This is a genomic window from Gloeotrichia echinulata CP02, assembly GCA_038087035.1.
Classification (GTDB): domain Bacteria; phylum Cyanobacteriota; class Cyanobacteriia; order Cyanobacteriales; family Nostocaceae; genus Gloeotrichia; species Gloeotrichia echinulata.
On sequence record CP051187.1, the window covers coordinates 2,653,083 to 2,670,115 of the forward strand.

Consider the following 17,033-nt stretch of genomic DNA (forward strand, 5'->3'; position numbering starts at 1 on the left):
TTGTGATCCTCTCCACCCCCCTCCTCTTCCAAGCAGGGGTTTTGCTCGGTGAATCTCAATCCTAAGCATCAGTAGAACTTGTAGTATATCGTTGGAGGGTAAAAACCATCCAACGATATACTAAGCATGGTAATTGGCAAACAATCTTCCATCAGGCATCATCTCGGCAGAGATATTAATCAGTGAATTTACAGATATTAATTAAACTAATAGTTGTAAATCACTACGACTCGATGACTTAAAGAGCACAAACATGAATTCAGGAATTGACCTCCAAGGAACTTTTATTAAATCCCTCATGGATTTAGGATTATCACTTGAGGCAGCCAAAGCGATTTGGATGCCTCTGCCGATGATACTGATGCTCATTGGGGCAACAGTTGGTGTCCTAGTTGCCACTTGGCTGGAACGGAAAATTTCGGCAGCAGCACAGCAGCGGATTGGTCCTGAATATATGGGTCCTTTTGGGTTGCTGGTGCCAGTAGCGGATGGTTTGAAGCTGATATTTAAAGAAGATATCGTGCCAGCCCAATCAGACCCTTGGCTATTTACTCTCGGACCAATTATTGTTGTAATTCCGGTATTTCTGTCATTCCTGATTGTGCCCTTTGGACAGAATATTGTGATTACAAATGTGGGGATGGGCGTCTTCTTGTGGATTGCTCTGTCTAGCATTCAGCCGATTGGGTTATTAATGGCTGGCTACGCATCAAATAACAAATACTCCCTCCTGGGGGGCTTGCGAGCAGCAGCGCAGTCAATTAGTTATGAAATTCCTTTGGCTTTAAGCGTGCTAGCGATCGCCCTCATGTCCAATAGCCTCAGCACCGTTGACATTGTAAATCAACAATCAGGCTATGGCATCTTGGGTTGGAACATTTGGCGCCAACCAGCCGGTTTCATCATTTTTTGGATAGCAGCCCTTGCTGAATGCGAACGCTTACCCTTTGACTTACCAGAAGCCGAAGAAGAACTAGTAGCAGGCTATCAGACAGAATACGCTGGCATGAAATTCGGTCTGTTTTACCTCGGTTCCTACGTTAACTTGATACTTTCTTCCCTACTGGTAGCAATTTTGTATCTCGGCGGTTGGGATTTTCCGATTCCCATCAACATCATTGCCAGTTGGTTAGGAATCAGTGAAGTCAATCCCATACTGCAAATAGTAACCGCCTCTTTGGGTATCATCATGACCGTACTCAAAGCCTATCTACTAGTGTTTGTCGCCATCCTGCTGCGCTGGACAGTCCCACGGGTGCGGATTGACCAATTGTTAGATTTAGGCTGGAAATTCTTGCTCCCAGTTGGTTTGGTTAATCTTCTGTTAACCGCCGCCCTGAAACTCGCCTTTCCCGTCGCTTTTGGTGGTTAGTCATTAGTCATTAGTCATTAGTCATTAGTCATTTACTAATCTGACCAATGACAACTGACCAATGACAACTGACCAATGACAACTGACCAATGACAACTGACACAAGAGAGAGAAACACAAAATGCTCAAGTTCCTTAAGCAAGTTGGTGATTACGCCAAAGAAACAGTACAAGCCGCCCGTTACATTGGTCAGGGGCTATCTGTTACCTTTGACCACATGCGGCGGCGTCCAATTACCGTACAATATCCATATGAAAAACTGATTCCTGGCGAACGCTTTCGTGGCAGAATTCACTTTGAATTTGATAAATGTATCGCCTGTGAAGTTTGTGTTCGCGTTTGTCCGATTAATCTGCCTGTAGTGGATTGGGATTACGACAAAGTAAGTAAAAAGAAAAATCTCAAACACTATAGCATCGACTTTGGAGTTTGTATCTTCTGTGGTAACTGTGTAGAATATTGCCCCACTAACTGTCTATCAATGACAGAAGAATATGAGCTTTCTACCTATGATCGCCACGAATTAAACTATGACAGCGTGGCTTTGGGTCGTCTGCCTTACAAAGTCACAAATGACCCAATGGTTACACCACTACGGGAACTAGTTTACCTACCCAAGGGCGTCATGGAACCCCACGACTTACCTGCCGATGCACCCCGCCCTGGTGCGCGTCCAGAAGACCTGGTAGAACAAACAGAAAAATAAAAGTGGTCAGTCCAAAGTCCAAAGTCCAAAGTCCAAAGTCAAGATTTGGACTCTTGACTCTTGACTGTTGACCTTTGACTCTTGACACTTGACTCTTGACCGTTGACAACTGACTGAGGACAAAAAAGGTGAATTTAGCTGAAGGAGTACAGATTGTTTCGTTTGGCATCTTGGCTGTGATGATGATTGGGGCGGCGCTAGGTGTAGTGCTGTCTTCCAGCATCGTCTATTCAGCCTTTTTGCTGGGGGGCGTATTCATCAGCATGGCGGGGTTATACCTGTTACTGAATGCTGATTTTGTCGCCGCTGCACAAATACTGGTTTATGTTGGGGCTGTGAACGTGCTAATTTTGTTTGCCATTATGTTGGTGAACAAGCGGCAGGATTTTGCGCCGGTTTCCAGCGCTGGGGTAAGAAAAGTGCTAACGGCTGTGGTCAGTCTGGGATTGTTTGCCCTTTTGAGTACGATGGTGTTGGCAACTCCTTGGGCATACTCAACTACCACTGTAGCTGGTGAAAGTTCGATACTTTTGATTGGTCAGCATTTCTTCAGTGACTTTTTATTACCTTTTGAATTGGCTTCCGTATTATTGCTAATGGCAATGGTAGGAGCGATTATTTTGGCACGTCGCGAGTATTTGCCAGAACAAGTCACAACTTCTGCACTGCCACAAACCCTTTTAACGCTGCAAGAACGCCCCAGAACCTTTGCATCGGTAGGTAAGGATGGTGGTCAATCAAGTGATGATGTTCCCTATCGTGGGGGTTCTCGTCGCGAATAATTTGGTAACTGACACCTGAAGAAAAACTGAGAAAACTTATGCAACTCCAGTACTTTTTATTACTTGCAGCCGCTTTGTTCTGCATCGGCATCTATGGTTTAATTACCAGCCGCAACGCTGTGCGGGTGCTGATGTCAATTGAGTTGCTGCTCAATGCTGTTAATCTGAATTTAATGGCATTTTCCAACTTCCTGGACTCAACATTAATTAAGGGTCAGGTTTTCACTGTATTTGTGATCACTGTGGCCGCAGCCGAGGCGGCGGTGGGTTTAGCGATTGTGCTTGCCATTTATCGCAACCGTGATACCGTCGATATGGAGCAGTTTAATCTCCTGAAGTGGTAATTGTGTGTGCAACTTAAGCAGGTAATTATTGCCTACAAGGCGCGAAATTCCCAGAGTCAACGCTGGGCTGAAATCTGCGCCAAGCAACTAGAAAATCGTCAATGCCAGGTATTGATGGGGCCAAGTGGTCCAAAAGACAACCCTTATCCAGTCTTTTTGGCTTCTGCTGGTCAACCAATCGACCTGGCTTTGATTCTTGGCGGTGACGGTACGGTTTTAACTGGCGCCAGACACTTGGCTCCAGCTGGTATCCCTATTCTGGGTGTGAATGTGGGAGGTCATCTGGGGTTCTTAACTGAGTCAGTTGAGGAATTTCAAGATACAGAAAAAGTTTGGGATCGGTTATTTGAAGATCGCTATGCCATTCAGCGGCGGATGATGTTACAAGCGGCGGTTTTTGAGGGTAATCGCACGAATTTGGAACCTGTAACGGAACGCTATCTGGCGTTGAATGAAATGTGTGTCAAACCCGCTTCCGCTGACCGCATGATTACCTCAATTCTGGAAATGGAAATTGACGGTGAGATAGTCGATCAATATGTGGGTGACGGGTTGATTATTTCTACTCCTACAGGTTCTACAGGTTACACTGTTTCTGCCAATGGGCCAATTATGCATGATGGTATGGAGGCAATTACCATCACTCCCATTTGTCCGATGAGTCTTTCTAGTCGCCCCCTGATTTTACCCCCTGGTTCTGTGGTTAGCATCTGGCCCTTGGGGGATTACGATTTGAGTACCAAATTATGGACTGATGGGGTGTTAGCTACTTCGATTTGGCCAGGACACCGCGTTGATGTGCGGATGGCTGATTGTCGGGCTAAATTTATTATTTTGCGGGAGAACAATTCATATTATCAGACCCTGCGAGAGAAGTTGCTCTGGGCAGGTACTAGGGTGCGCTACAGTAATAATCACCGCAATTGATTGTCATTGGTCATTTGTCATTGGTCATTTGTCATTGGTCATTTGTCATTTGTCATTTGTCATTTGTGATTGGTCATTGGTCATTAGACCTCTTGCATAAATCAAAAAAAAAAGAACCCCTCCCCGCCTTTGACTTACCTCAAAGTCTCCCCTTCCCGCCTGCGGGGAGGGGCTGCTTTCAACAGTGAACAGTTATCAGTAAACAGTTATCAGTTAAATCCCTGGCGAAACACCACACCAATTGGTGGAAGGCGTTGGTGCGCTGTTACGCCACACCATACGCCGTCAGGACTGATAACTGATAACTGATAACTGATTTAAGGGTAGGTTTTTGGGAATCTCAAAAATAGTTGAGAAAATTCTCAATTAGCTAGAAAGCATTTTATGTTTAATCGCAATATCAATTACCCAGTAAATCCAGCTTCCTCTTTTAAAAAAGTTCCTCTTCTGCAAACTAAAAAGTATATCCTCAAATTGGCTTCCACCCCAGAAGAATTAGAATCGATTTTTCGCTTGCGCTTTGAAGTTTTTAATCGGGAATTAGGTTTGGGATTCTCTAGTTCTAATCTGACGCAAATGGATCAAGATAAGTTTGATGTGGTTTGTCATCATTTAATGCTGATTTGCAAATGTACTGGAAAAACCATAGGCACCTATCGGATGCAAACCTATACAATGGCTTCCCAAGAAATTGGTTTTGATGCGGCTGATATCTTTAATCTCAATAGTATTCCTGATTCTGTTTTACAAGCATCTGTGGAAGTTGGGCGTGCATGTATAGCTAAAGAATACCGAAATATTCAAACACTTTTATTGTTATGGGAGGGGTTAGCTAATTATCTCATTTGGAGTAAATGTAAATATTTTTTTGGGTGTGCATCACTACTTACACAAAGTCCTTGGCAAGCTGCTTGTGCTTATCATTATTTTCAGCAAAATAACTTAATGCATCCGAATATTTTGGTGCATCCAAATCCCGAATATTTTCTGCCAATTAACCATGAATGTCCTGATTCATGTCATCCTAATATTCCCAATATTATGCAGGCTTATTTGAGTATCGGCGCTAAAATATGCAGCCTACCAGCTATTGATAAAGAGTTTCAGACTATTGATTTTTTAACTATATCAAATGTTGAAGAGTTTGCCAGATGGCATTCTCAAAGATAGGCTTTGTGAACTACCTACACTGACCTGACGGTACAGTGTAGGCTTCCAGCTTCATTGACAGATGCTTTTCCACCTTTGGGCTTATTAGTCTTACTCCGCCTCGGCATGGCAATAACGGGGTTCCCTCCGCCATTTTTTAATATCCGAACTCCTTCATTTCTGATGTTCAGTGCTGCGTTACCATCACGGTCATGATGAGTTTGGCATGATGGACAATCCCATTCACGGATATCGAGCGTTAACTCGTCCTGAACATGACCGCAGCACGAGCAGGTTTTGGAACTCTTAAAGAATCTTCCTATTTCTACAAGTTGTCCATCTTTGGCTTTCAACTTGTAGTCAAGAAAATTGACAAACATCCCCCAACCCACGTCGGATATTGATTTTGATAGCTTGCGGTTCCGTACCATTCCCAAAACGTTTAAATTTTCAACAACGATGATTTGGCTTTCATCTACCAGCTTTCTACTTAATTTATGTAGGAAGTCTTGGCGGGAATTTGATACTCGCTCATGAACCTTGGCTACTAGTTTTCTGTATTTGTTTCTGGAATTACTTCCTTTAACTTTACGGGCAAATTTTTTCTGCTTCCTAGCTAGATTTTTCTCATGACGCTTAAGATGTTTTGGGTTTGAATGCTTGGTAACTTCTTCACCATCATGAACAATAGCAAAGTCCTTTAATCCCAAGTCAATCCCAAGCGTTTTATCACCTGTTGGGTGATTTGATTCACCTTCTACCTCATAAAGGATAGAAGCGAAGTATTTATCTGTTGGAGTTTTGCTGATAGTGACAGTCTTAACTTTCCCTTCGATGGGTCGATGCAAGACTGCTTTAACAGCACCAATTTTAGGAATTTCCAAACTCTCCCCCACAACTTTAACGTTTTGAGGATATTGGAGCGATTGCTTATGATGCTTTGATTTAAACTTAGGAAACTTAGCCCTACCTTCAAAAAAGTTAGAGTAAGCCTTGTTTAGATTAATCGCGACACACTGCAAAACAGCAGAATAACAATCCTCTTTCAACCAAGGATACTCTACCTTTAGCTGTGGAAGATAAGCTTTATAGACGCTTAATTTTAATGATTTTCCTGTTTGTTCATAGTGTTGAATGCAAGCGTTGAGGGCATAATTCCAGTACCAACGCGCACAGCCGAACGACTTGGCTAGAGCTATTTCTTGTTCACTTGTTGGGTATAGTCTAACCTTAACTGCTTTCAACACTTTAATCACCTCCTTGTTGCACCTATGCTAACATAAACGTGGGACAAATGAGGGAACAAAAATGAAAAACAAAGAGTTAAAAATCCGAATATCAGAACGCAGGTTAAATAAAGTACGCTTATACGCTGCTTGGTCTGATAAAACTATGACTCAGGTAATTGAAGAGTGTATTGACCAACTACCAAGCCCTAATATTGGCAATTCCTCAACCACCTCACTCCCTCATCAACCTAACGGTTGATATTGGTCAGAGATGGTTTCGTCATTGCCCCAAAATTCATCCCACACTTCCCCTTCGGGGTAAGATGTGGGATGAATTTTGGTTTCAGCTAAAAAGCAGCCATAAAAGTAAGTAGGTCGGCGCAAATAAACCCAATCCCCAATCCCCAACCCCTACTTAACGCTTTGGTCTGCTAACACCGATGGACCTGCTGTCACCACCACAATTTGATCTGGGTGAAGTAACTCACGCGCTGCTTGATTTACCTCAGCCAGGGTAACTTTTTGGATTTTTTGCGTGAAAGAGCGCAATTCGATTTTATCTAGGTCATAAACTTGATTCATGAGAATTTTGTCGGTTAATTCCTCTGGGTTAGCGAGGGAAACATTGTAGTTGCTAATCAGAGTGCTTTTAGCTGTATCGACTTCTGGAGCGCTGACGCCTTGCTGATGGATTTGCTGTAATAGTTGACGGGTGCTGGCGATCGCTTTGCTGGTATCTTCTGGACTGGTTTGCATCTCAATCCAAAATACCCCAAAACTCTTTGCTGCTTGGAAGGTGCTATAAATTCCGTAGGTCAAACCTTGGCGATCGCGTACTTCTGCGCCCAGTCTACTAGATAGAGTATCGCCTCCCAAAATTTGATTCAATACTAAGGCTGCATAAAACCGAGGATCTTGACGGTTAATCCCCGTGTAACCCATGTAAGTGATTGCTTGGGATTTACCCGCGAGGATTGGGTTGACACGGATCACACTATCTGGCATTGAGACTGTGGGATATTTTAATGTTGGTGGTTGACCACTGACTTTCCACTCACCAAACTCTGCTTGAATTAGCGATCGCACCTGGACCGGATCAAAATCCCCCACCAACGCTAGTACCGTCGTATCTGGTCGATAATGTTGGTTTTTGAAAGCAATTACATCCTCACGCCGAATTTGCTGCAAACTTTCTTCTGTGGGAAAGGTGTGTAAAGGATGTTCTTGTGGATAAACTGATTGAACGAATGTTCTTCTGGCTACTTCTGATGGTTCATCTAATTCCATCTGTAGATCGATTACAGCATGTTGGCGATGCAATTCCAACTCTTTGGTGGGAAATGTACTATTTTTGACGACATCTGCCAAAGTTTGGAGGAGAACGGGTAAGTCATTCGCTAAACTATCACCTTTCAAGCGTACACCTTCGCGGTAGGCTTCAAAGTCCAGAGTAGCCCCCCGTTCTTCTATAGCTTTAGCAATCCTCAGCAGATTCTTGGTTTTTGTTCCATTCATCAAGTTATCTGCTACAAAAGAGGCCAGTCCAGCTTTATCCTTTGGGTCAAATTCAGTACCAGCTTTGATATGTCCACTTAAAGTGACGGTAGGAGTGCTATGATCAGGTAATAGCAATACTCGCAGACCATTAACAAATGTCAATTCCTGTGGTAGTTCCCGCGTCACAGTATCTGCTGTTTCTTCCACTGGTGGTAGATATTTCCACACCTCATTCGGTCCTGTGGGTGAACCAGGAGAGAAGTTTTCTGTAGTTTGGGCTGTGTGTGTTTTGCTCCCAATTGCTTTGCTTTGCTTTTGAGTAGGCTCAAACAAGCCCACTCTACGCGCTTCTTGTTTGAGATATTTGTTGACAACAGCGACAATATCTGCAGGCTTGACCTGGCGGATAGCAGCCAAATAGCGTTCTGTATAGCGATAATCATCGGACGTTGTCTCATCGTTACCCAATTGCATAGCCTGACTGGTGATATCACGGTTATTTAAAATGACAGATGCTGCTAACTGAGTCTTAGCTCGATCTACTTGCTCTGATGTCACCCCTGATTTAGCTACCTTGGCGATCGCACTACTCAGCACAGAATCAATTTTTTTTAAGCTTTGATGAGGATTAGCTGTCACCAACATTTCATACCAGCCAACTTCCCGCAAACTAGCCACAGAAGCTGTCATTTCACTAGCTAAACCTGATTCCACCAATACTTGATACAGGCGAGAATTCCGTCCCTCTGTCAAAATATAATCCATCACATCCAGCGCCGGTACATCTGCATGATTGATATCAGGTAGCGGATATATGACTTGTAACAGTGCGCCTGCACCCGGTTCTCGCAGTACTATAGGGGAGGAGGAAAGAGGGGTAGATTTTTCACTCTTGACCCTTGACTCTTGACTCTTGACTCTTGACTCTTGACTCTTGGGAATTTTACCAAATATTTCTTTGACTGTTTCCAGGGTTTTTGGGGTCTGGAAATCTCCGACAATTACTAAGACGGCGTTATCAGGACTGTAGAAGTTGCGGTAATACTTCCGCAGCTGTTCGACCTCAAACTGCTCAACATCTGCTTTTGTGCCACCTACAGGTAAACCATAAGCATGATTGGGAAAGACTGCTCGCATTACAGCGCGGTTGAGGCGGTATTCTGGACTATTTTCGTAACCTTGTAACTCAGAAATGACTACCCGTTTCTCACTCGTGAGTTGCTCGGTATCAATCAGCGCATTTTGCATTCTATCAGCTTCCAGCACCAACAGCGCTTTTATCTTCGTCCGTTCTACAGTACCGTAATATGCAGTTTGGTCATAGCTGGTGAAAGCATTCGAGTCGCTACCCAAAGCACTAAATAATCGTCCAAATTGAATCGGACGGCTTTTCGTGCCTTTAAATAGCATATGCTCTAACTGATGGGCAATACCATTTACTCCCGGTTCTTCATTGCGCGAACCGACCTTGTACCATACCTGGACGGTCACTACTGGTGCCGTATGCACTTCTTTTGTGAGAACAGTTAGACCGTTCTCTAGCACTATCTTCTGGGCATTTTCTGTCACTGCTTGGGGTATTTTATGATCTACAACTACTGTTGATTGAGAATTTGCTAAACTAGATTCGACTGGATTTTTGCTGTTAGCTGGTTGATCGCTAAGTAGGAAAACTGCTATCATCCATAAACTTAACAGCAATAAAGTAAAACGATATCGATACCAGACGGAAAATACAGACATGTATTTTGGGGATTATTTGTAAAGCAGATTACATATTTCGGGGGTTATGACCCTAGTTTAATCTTCCTCATAAATCTTTTATCTCAGGAAGTATACATAGATTGATTATTTTACCAATAAAAGTAATACAGAGAGAAGCTAAAGTTGATCTCGTTGTCTGCTTTGATTATTTTGACGGTAAACAGCCCCGCCTTGTAGGGGTTTAGCAATGCTAAAACTCTAGGACTGTTTCTCTCCTATACCATATTTTGTATTTTTTGTCAATGCGTAAGTCCTATAGTGGATAATTTAATTTCTGCAAGTCCCCTAGATACTATTGTTGAAATTAAGCAATTTTTCCCAGAACTCGGATGAATTCCAGGGGTAAGCCATCAGCATCCGCAATGAAAGCTACTTCCAAGATGCGATCGCCTATCTGCTGCTGTATCGGTTCTAACAGTATTTTTAGTGGCTGTAATTGTTCTGGCTGGCTTTGAGCCGCGACTGCCAAACGTTGTTGTAAATTTTGTAAATAAGTGGGCAAATCAGAGGTAATTTCAGTTAAATCAAAGGAGAGATGATAATAACCCACATAGTGTTCATCTCCAAAAGCATCTGGGGCTGGCTTTGGTTCGGGAATTTGGATCAGTTCAATTCTCCCACCCAATCCTTCCATCCAGCAAGCCAGAGTATAGCCTGTAGTGAAGCGTTCACAAACCGTAAACCCCAACTGTTCATAAAACGCGATCGCTCGATGAATATTCGCAGTCCTAATAGAAGCGTGGTGCATAAAAAAAAGGGCTAGGGTTTAGGGACTAGGGACTAGGGAAAGGCTTTGACATTCCCTATTTCCAATCACTAGCTTCTAGCCCCTAGTCCCTTTTTAGTCTACTCAAATAACCGGAAATAGGGATAGCGTACAGGTACACCAGGCTCTTTTTCCAAATCAAAATTAATCACTTCCCAGCAAGATTCTTCTCCAGTATCGGGGCTAAACTCTACCGGTAAACCGTACAATCGTGCAGTTGCACCTTCTGGTTGTCCAGAACGCCAAGGCGTACTGCGTTCTAAATAACCACTCATCAATTCCTGATAACGTCGAGCTATAATCACTCGTGTTGCTCGATATCCTTGGGTATACAACTTGTCTAGAGCTTCGTGAATTTCAAATCGAATCCCATCGGGATGAGTATGTTGCCTATACCATTCATTATTCCATCTTCGCCAATGACGCCCCGATTGTAGATGGATCAGTTCACCATTTTTAGGATTCACCTCAAACGCCCCATGACGGGGACACAAATAAGTATCAGTTAGTGTCAGCGCCGGAATTGTTTGGCGACAGTGGGGACACTGTATTTCCGGACCAAATATTGGGTACTGCAAGCCTGGATTCATCATGAAGTGCGTACAAACATAACATAGTAGTTTTGTCTTCACCAGCACCAGTGGATTAGATTTTACACTTCGGCTCCATCACTTTGGGTTACTTAATACAAGAGTATTCCTCAATGTAGATGGTTAACGCTGTGATATTCTGGTTGTGCAACCAGCCTCAAGTGTTGGAGTTTTTCCAGTGTTCCTGGGTACCATATTCATATTCTATCGTGTCTACCGCATCTTACTGGCCATCTCCCGATTTTTCTCAAGCAGCTTTCGTCGCCACGAATGCAGTTGTTATTGGTTCGGTCAACATAGCAGCAGGAGCTAGCATCTGGTATGGAGCCGTAATTAGGGCAGATGTAGAAAGCATTGAAATTGGCGAATGCACAAATATTCAAGATGGGGCTATTCTCCACGGCGACCCTGGCTTTCCCACCATTTTAGAAGATCATGTCACTGTCGGACACCGTGCGGTGGTACATTCTGCTTACATTGAACGGGGTAGTTTAATTGGCATTGGGGCAGTCATTTTAAATGGAGTTAGGGTGGGCAGTGGCAGTATTATTGGTGCTGGCGCAGTGGTGACAAAGGACATACCCCCATTCTCCCTGGTAGTGGGCATTCCTGGCAAAGTACTGCGCCAAATTACAGAAGCTGAAGCCGCAGAACTCATCGAACATGCTGAACGTTATCAAAAGTTAGCCTTGGTTCATGCGGGAAAGGGGACTGATATTGGCTTTAGCCCACCCCGGTGAGAATATCACTGGCGAATGGTGGGTTTAACCCGTGATAGTAGGGGAAAATCAGGCTGTTTGGCGTTGTTCGATGAGCTTCCGGGGCGCCAGGCCTAGGTCCCCTACCCACAATCCTCCTCACATAGCCGATAAAATGGCTGTTACCCGAATGACAATTGACAATTGACTAATAATTTAAATATTCTTTACACTTGAGGCTAGCAAAATTGACCACTTCAGCTAACAATAAAAATTAGCTTTCTCGTCGGGAAGCCTCCCGCCTGCACATAGTGAGGCGGTGAGATGGGAGACGAGGCAAAGTTTATGGTACAATGGAAAATGTAGGTGTAAACCAATTAAATGCGTAAATGCAGCCTACCCAACAAAGAAATTTAATAAAAGCCGGTGCGGAGGGGCATCCCGTGTCGTTAATAAAGCTCATTGAGTATCCTATGCAGTAGCAGGAGTTGGTGAGAAGCCCACACCAAAAGCTTGCTGAGGTGTGGGAGTATGTCACATAAGTTGATAAAACTTTATTTTCTACTTAAAAAGAGGGGTTCTAGATATGGACATCGATTTCCGTATAGCTATCGTTTTAGCGCCAATTGCCGTTGCTGCAGGTTGGGCTGTTTTTAACATTGGTGCGGCTGCTTTACAACAAATTCAAACCTTTTTAAACAGAGAAGCCTAAATTCGGCTAAAAATTAACATTCCTCAATCGGCTGCTTCTCTTTGCAGAAGCAGTCTGTTTTCTAGTGAATTGACAGTACCTGGGGTTTTGCCAGCAAAAGCGCCGGGGGTTTAGGGACAAGCGCCTTATTTGCGGGTATGAGCGGTACAGGGAAAACAATGGCCGCCGAAGTGCTGGCGCATCAACTACAACTTGACCTTTATCGGACTGTTTTACCGAAAAACGATTAGTGCGATCGCCTGATCTTGTAGTGCGATGCCTGCGGCGCTTGCGGTGCCATCGCCGATTTGGTAGGGTGCGTTAATGAGATCATTTATAATGATAGAACCGTAGCGAGGAATGATTCATTGCCGACCGAGAAGCAAAAAGATACTGCTATCTTTGTCTGTCAACTCCTTTCCAACCTTTTTCAGCCAATTTGGCTGTTTAGATACGATCCTGTGTATAAACACATTTTCTTGATTGCCGGTAGAGAAGAAAGTATAGAAATTACTATTCTTGAGAATGGTATTTGGGAGTTTAACCAAAATGACGAAACCTGATTTTACCCAAATGACTCGCAAGGAGTTAAAAAAATATATTTTGTCTCATCCGACAGATGATGAAGCAATCCGAGAATTATTTGTTAACCGGAGAAATCCTGATGTTGAAGTTTTTCCCTATCCTAACAATATAAATTACGAGGAAATTGAAGCGACTCTAAAGTATAAATTGAATTTAGAACCATAATGGCAAAACAGTGCGATGCCTGCGGCGCTTGCGGTGCCATCGCATATCTTGTAGGGTGCAAAGTGCGATCGCGTCACGCACGAAAAAATCCTTTATTCTTCCTCTATAGATTTAATTTGCTGGGAACCATGAAGGACAGCGATAATATCAATTTGTTCAGGTTTAATATAATAAATAATGCGGTAAGAGCCTTCAATGACTTCTCGAATTTGCTTGGTTTCAAATTCTGGAACAATACGACCTGATAGAGGAAACAGCGCTATCTGTTCAGACCGGTGAGTTAATCGTTCAACAAGTCTTTGTGCATACTGGGGAGAGTTATGAGAAATATAACTATAAATCGAAGATAAATGATTAACGGCTGTTTCCGTCCAAAAAACTTTCACTTTTGTAATCCAAACTTAGCCCTAACGTCTTCAACAGAAATGACTCTTCCTGCTTGACTATCACTTAATCCTGACTCAATTGCCTGCCTGACATATATTTCATACATTAAATCATCCCAAGTAGAATTTTCAGGCAAGTTGTCAATTAATCGTCGAGCTTCTTCTTTAATATTTTTTGTTTCCATGACATTTGGTTGTTATCAAATCCTCTAGACCATTATAGCGGTTCTTGCATAGTGCGATGCCTGCGGCGCTTGCGGTGCCATCGCCGCTCTTGTAGGCTGCGTTAACGGAGTGTAACGCACCGTATTGATGGGACGTTTCGGTGTGTTACGCTGTCGCTAACACACCCTACGGAAACTCCGGAAACACCCAACCCATCAACCCCAATCCCGTGGATATTGACTCCTTACTCGAACCGTTTCAACACTTTGGGATCAATCTGGGACTGTCGCGGATTGTCAAATTGTTGGCAAATCTCGGTAATCCTCATGATCAAGTTCCGGTAATTCACGTTGCTGGTACTAATGGCAAAGGTTCTGTATGTGCTTATATTTCATCCGTACTTACGGAAGCTGGTTATCGCACAGGACGCTATACTTCTCCCCATTTAGTCGATTGGACTGAACGGTTATCTCTGAATGAGCAGCATATTTCATCTGAGCAATTGTGCCAATTATTACTAGAAGTTCAAGGGGCTATTGATCCTCATGAAGATAGTCCAACTCAGTTTGAAGTCATTACCGCAGCCGCTTGGTTATATTTTGCCCAGCAGCAGGTCGATGTGGCTGTGATGGAGGTGGGACTAGGAGGGCGATTGGATGCTACTAATGTATGTTCACAGCCTTTGGTGACAATAATTACTTCTATTAGCCGCGAACACTGGCAACAATTAGGCCCTACTGTGGGCGACATTGCTAGAGAAAAAGCAGGTATTCTCAAATTTGGATGTCCTGCTGTGGTCGGTCCATTGCCAAAAGATGCAGAACAAGTCGTGCGATCGCGCATTTTAGAATTAGAATGTCCGGTTTTTAGACCTCAAACCGCTGTGCAAATTTCCCCTGGATGGGCAGAATATGAACAATGGGGAGATGGTGATCCGATTAAATATGCTTTGCCATTACAGGGACAAATTCAGTTAACTAATTCAGCTTTGGCTTTAGCTGCTTTAGAAATTCTCCAACAAAAGGGTTGGCAAATTTCCCCAGCAGATATCATCAACGGTATAGCAAAAACCAAGTGGCCAGGTCGAATACAATGGATTACTTGGAAAAAACATAAATTATTAATAGATGGTGCCCATAATCCTGCTGGCGCCCAAGTTTTGCGCGATTATGTCGATACCTTAGATACGCCTACGGTAACTTGGGTGATGGGGATGATGGCAAATAAAGACCATGCGGACATTTTCCAAGCTTTACTGCGACCTGCAGAAAAATTGTTTGTTGTCCCAGTACCAGATTCTAATTCAGCAATTCCAGATGAATTAGTCAAGCTAGCTCATAATGTCTGTCCAAAATTAAGTTATTGTCAATCTTATCCTGATTTATCTTCAGCTTTAGAAACAGCTTTTGCTAATACAGATAATTTAGTTGTTTTGTGCGGTTCACTTTATTTAGTGGGGCATTTTTTTGCCACTGCTGATACCAATTCCCAAAAACATTAAAGAGTCAACAGATTTTGGATTTTGGATTTTGGATTGACCCCGACCATAAGGGGCAAACAATTTTAGATTTTGGATACTTCTCTACGTTCGCGTAGCGTGTCGTAGACAGAGGCTACGCCAACGACTTAAGAGCGGGCGCCGAAGGCTACGCTCAGTACAAGTTTTGGATTTTGGATTAAATCTAAAATCTAAAATTCTGCGGGGCCTGCAAGGTACCGAAACAATCTAAAATCTAAAATCTAAAATCTAAAATCTAAAATCTAAAATTGGCTTGGTCAAGGGTCAAAGTAAATCTAATCCTCAATCCCCAATCCCCAATCCCTACCTAACGATTATTCCATTGTTGTGCGGCATCTTCTACAGCTTTATCTACTGTTTTTTGCCCTAACATTCCTGCTTGCAAGTTCTCATAAATTGCTTTTTGCAGTTTCTTGATATCCTTCAATGTGGGGATTAATACTTCTGCTTGTTGCAGTTGTTTAGCAGTCATAACTCTTGCCTTTTCTAGTGTTGAAGCCGAAGCTGGAACTTGTGTAAAATAGCTATCAGCAAGTGCTTTGTTTGTGGAAGGTAAAACGTTGGCGGCTTTCGCAAAGGATAGTTGGTTTTCGTCATTGGTGACAAAAAGGGCAAATTTAACGGCTGCGTCTGGGTTTTTGGTGTCGCGGGGGATAACTATATTCATAACGGCGACGTTTTTCTTACCTGTGTCCCCGCTGAGTTGGGGTGCGATCGCCGAAGCTTGAGCAATTTTTGGCGCATTAATGGATATTGTTTTGAGAAACTCTGGTCCTGAGGCCAGAAAGGCTGTTTCTCCAGCTTGGTATAAATCTATCGCGTGGCGATGTCCTTGGGTTAATGCTTCTTTTGGCAGTAGTCCTTTCTTGTATAAATCTATCCAATACTGAAAAGCTGCTTTGCCTTTTTCGGTATTAAATGCTGCTTTACCTTCTGCATCTACCAAAGTAACTCCCATCTGCACAAAAGATTCCAAAACTTCACCAGAATCTTGTGGGACAAAAGTTACAAAAAATGCATACTTGCCAGTTTTATCTTTTATTTGTTGGGCTACTTGTGCTAATTCTGTGTAAGTAGTTGGAGGGTTAGTGATACCTGCTTTTTTTAATAAATCGGTGTTATAAATAGTTAACCGTGTAGTGAGGTACCAAGGAATACCAAAACTTTTGCCATTGAGCGTGCTAGCTTTCCAGATATTCGCCAGATAGGAGGACTGTACATCATTTGGGACTTTCGTATCCAAGTCTAACCAAGCATTTCTCCCAGCCAATTGGGAAGCAAAATCTGGGTTGAGGTTGACAACATCAGGTGGAGTTTTTGCGGATACAGCTGTTAAAATTTTGTTCTGCATAGCTGTCCAAGGTATATCAACCCAGTTAACCTTTATATCTTGATTTTGCGATTCAAAATTGGCGATTAGACTTTTGAAGTAGTCAGTAAATTGAGGCTGGAGTTGCATTGTCCAAAACTCGATTTTTGCTGCACCTGTAGTAGCCTGATTTTTGCTGCTGTTAATGTTACCTGTGCTACAACTTACAACCCAGGTGGTAAATAAGCCAAGCAGTACAAAAAGGGTCAGTCTTGGGAATTTATGAAATTTAAACATTTTACTAGTGTTTTTACGCTTGTTATCAGTTAAAAGCTTAAGGACAATTGTTGAGATTATATGCTAAATCGATTACTTAGTACCAGCATCGG

Annotated in this window: 21 protein-coding genes and 1 pseudogene; 14 read left to right on the forward strand and 8 right to left on the reverse strand. The window is 43.0% G+C overall.

What is annotated here, in order from left to right; all coding sequences use genetic code 11:
- Nucleotides 1–253 precede the first annotated feature (253 nt).
- The 7 genes from nuoH (at nt 254) to HEQ19_11680 (ending at nt 5,301) form a co-directional block, all read left to right on the forward strand.
- Complete coding sequence (gene nuoH / locus HEQ19_11650) at nt 254–1,372, forward strand: NADH-quinone oxidoreductase subunit NuoH (GenBank protein ID WYM00076.1); 1,119 nt, start codon at nt 254–256, stop codon at nt 1,370–1,372.
- Nucleotides 1,373–1,493: 121 nt separating this feature from the next.
- Nucleotides 1,494–2,078 (forward strand): NAD(P)H-quinone oxidoreductase subunit I, encoded by a 585-nt coding sequence (gene ndhI / locus HEQ19_11655; protein ID WYM00077.1) that lies wholly within the window; start codon nt 1,494–1,496, stop codon nt 2,076–2,078.
- 128 nt (nt 2,079–2,206) lie between these two features.
- Nucleotides 2,207–2,860: an NADH-quinone oxidoreductase subunit J gene (locus tag HEQ19_11660; GenBank protein WYM00078.1), complete on the forward strand. Its 654-nt coding sequence runs from the start codon at nt 2,207–2,209 to the stop codon at nt 2,858–2,860.
- A gap of 38 nt (nt 2,861–2,898) precedes the next feature.
- Nucleotides 2,899–3,204: an NADH-quinone oxidoreductase subunit NuoK gene (gene nuoK, locus HEQ19_11665; GenBank protein ID WYM00079.1), complete on the forward strand. Its 306-nt coding sequence runs from the start codon at nt 2,899–2,901 to the stop codon at nt 3,202–3,204.
- Nucleotides 3,205–3,210: 6 nt separating this feature from the next.
- On the forward strand, nt 3,211–4,131 hold the full coding sequence (locus tag HEQ19_11670) for an NAD(+) kinase (GenBank protein ID WYM00080.1): 921 nt from the start codon (nt 3,211–3,213) through the stop codon (nt 4,129–4,131).
- Entirely contained in the window at nt 4,128–4,319 is a 192-nt protein-coding gene (locus HEQ19_11675) for a hypothetical protein (GenBank protein ID WYL98109.1), read from the forward strand. Before HEQ19_11670 ends, HEQ19_11675 begins: the two co-directional genes overlap by 4 nt.
- A gap of 196 nt (nt 4,320–4,515) precedes the next feature.
- A complete protein-coding gene (locus tag HEQ19_11680; GenBank protein WYM00081.1) occupies nt 4,516–5,301 on the forward strand; it encodes a GNAT family N-acyltransferase in 786 nt (261 codons plus the stop codon).
- 14 nt (nt 5,302–5,315) lie between these two features.
- Here the strand turns inward: HEQ19_11680 and HEQ19_11685 are convergent, their stop codons facing one another.
- Nucleotides 5,316–6,527 carry an RNA-guided endonuclease TnpB family protein gene (locus tag HEQ19_11685; protein WYM00082.1) on the reverse strand — a complete coding sequence of 404 codons (1,212 nt, stop codon included), beginning with the start codon at nt 6,525–6,527 and terminating at the stop codon, nt 5,316–5,318.
- A gap of 61 nt (nt 6,528–6,588) precedes the next feature.
- Between HEQ19_11685 and HEQ19_11690 the strand changes: the two genes are divergently transcribed.
- Entirely contained in the window at nt 6,589–6,768 is a 180-nt protein-coding gene (locus HEQ19_11690) for a hypothetical protein (protein ID WYM00083.1), read from the forward strand.
- Here the strand turns inward: HEQ19_11690 and HEQ19_11695 are convergent.
- The 4 genes from HEQ19_11695 to HEQ19_11710 form a co-directional block, all read right to left on the reverse strand.
- Nucleotides 6,753–6,917: a hypothetical protein gene (locus HEQ19_11695; GenBank protein ID WYM00084.1), complete on the reverse strand. Its 165-nt coding sequence runs from the start codon at nt 6,915–6,917 to the stop codon at nt 6,753–6,755. The genes HEQ19_11690 and HEQ19_11695 overlap by 16 nt on opposite strands.
- Nucleotides 6,918–6,920: 3 nt before the next feature.
- Complete coding sequence (locus tag HEQ19_11700) at nt 6,921–9,749, reverse strand: pitrilysin family protein (protein WYM00085.1); 2,829 nt, start codon at nt 9,747–9,749, stop codon at nt 6,921–6,923.
- A gap of 325 nt (nt 9,750–10,074) precedes the next feature.
- Nucleotides 10,075–10,518 carry a VOC family protein gene (locus tag HEQ19_11705; protein ID WYM00086.1) on the reverse strand — a complete coding sequence of 148 codons (444 nt, stop codon included), beginning with the start codon at nt 10,516–10,518 and terminating at the stop codon, nt 10,075–10,077.
- Nucleotides 10,519–10,616: 98 nt separating this feature from the next.
- Entirely contained in the window at nt 10,617–11,129 is a 513-nt protein-coding gene (locus HEQ19_11710; GenBank protein ID WYM00087.1) for a TIGR02652 family protein, read from the reverse strand.
- A gap of 206 nt (nt 11,130–11,335) precedes the next feature.
- Here HEQ19_11710 and HEQ19_11715 point away from each other — a divergent pair, with 206 nt between their 5' ends.
- From HEQ19_11715 to HEQ19_11730, 5 genes and pseudogenes are all read left to right on the forward strand, one after another.
- Nucleotides 11,336–11,866, forward strand: coding sequence for a gamma carbonic anhydrase family protein (locus tag HEQ19_11715; protein ID WYM00088.1), 531 nt, complete (start codon nt 11,336–11,338; stop codon nt 11,864–11,866).
- Between the two features lie 544 nt (nt 11,867–12,410).
- Complete coding sequence (locus HEQ19_11720; GenBank protein ID WYM00089.1) at nt 12,411–12,536, forward strand: photosystem II protein Y; 126 nt, start codon at nt 12,411–12,413, stop codon at nt 12,534–12,536.
- Nucleotides 12,537–12,616: 80 nt separating this feature from the next.
- Nucleotides 12,617–12,742: pseudogene (locus tag HEQ19_30915) on the forward strand (AAA family ATPase).
- A 141-nt stretch (nt 12,743–12,883) separates the two neighbouring features.
- A complete protein-coding gene (locus HEQ19_11725) occupies nt 12,884–13,078 on the forward strand; it encodes a hypothetical protein (protein ID WYM00090.1) in 195 nt (64 codons plus the stop codon).
- Complete coding sequence (locus HEQ19_11730) at nt 13,065–13,265, forward strand: hypothetical protein (protein WYM00091.1); 201 nt, start codon at nt 13,065–13,067, stop codon at nt 13,263–13,265. The genes HEQ19_11725 and HEQ19_11730 overlap by 14 nt, the downstream gene beginning before the upstream one ends.
- Before the next feature lie 92 nt (nt 13,266–13,357).
- Here HEQ19_11730 and HEQ19_11735 read toward each other — a convergent pair whose 3' ends face one another.
- Both HEQ19_11735 and HEQ19_11740 read right to left on the reverse strand, forming a co-directional pair.
- Complete coding sequence (locus HEQ19_11735; protein ID WYM00092.1) at nt 13,358–13,651, reverse strand: type II toxin-antitoxin system RelE/ParE family toxin; 294 nt, start codon at nt 13,649–13,651, stop codon at nt 13,358–13,360.
- On the reverse strand, nt 13,648–13,836 hold the full coding sequence (locus HEQ19_11740) for a hypothetical protein (GenBank protein ID WYM00093.1): 189 nt from the start codon (nt 13,834–13,836) through the stop codon (nt 13,648–13,650). Before HEQ19_11740 ends, HEQ19_11735 begins: the two co-directional genes overlap by 4 nt.
- A gap of 209 nt (nt 13,837–14,045) precedes the next feature.
- Here HEQ19_11740 and HEQ19_11745 point away from each other — a divergent pair, with 209 nt between their 5' ends.
- Nucleotides 14,046–15,317, forward strand: coding sequence for a folylpolyglutamate synthase/dihydrofolate synthase family protein (locus tag HEQ19_11745; GenBank protein WYM03362.1), 1,272 nt, complete (start codon nt 14,046–14,048; stop codon nt 15,315–15,317).
- Between the two features lie 325 nt (nt 15,318–15,642).
- Here the strand turns inward: HEQ19_11745 and HEQ19_11750 are convergent, their stop codons facing one another.
- Nucleotides 15,643–16,941 carry a sugar ABC transporter substrate-binding protein gene (locus HEQ19_11750; GenBank protein WYM00094.1) on the reverse strand — a complete coding sequence of 433 codons (1,299 nt, stop codon included), beginning with the start codon at nt 16,939–16,941 and terminating at the stop codon, nt 15,643–15,645.
- Nucleotides 16,942–17,033 lie beyond the last annotated feature (92 nt).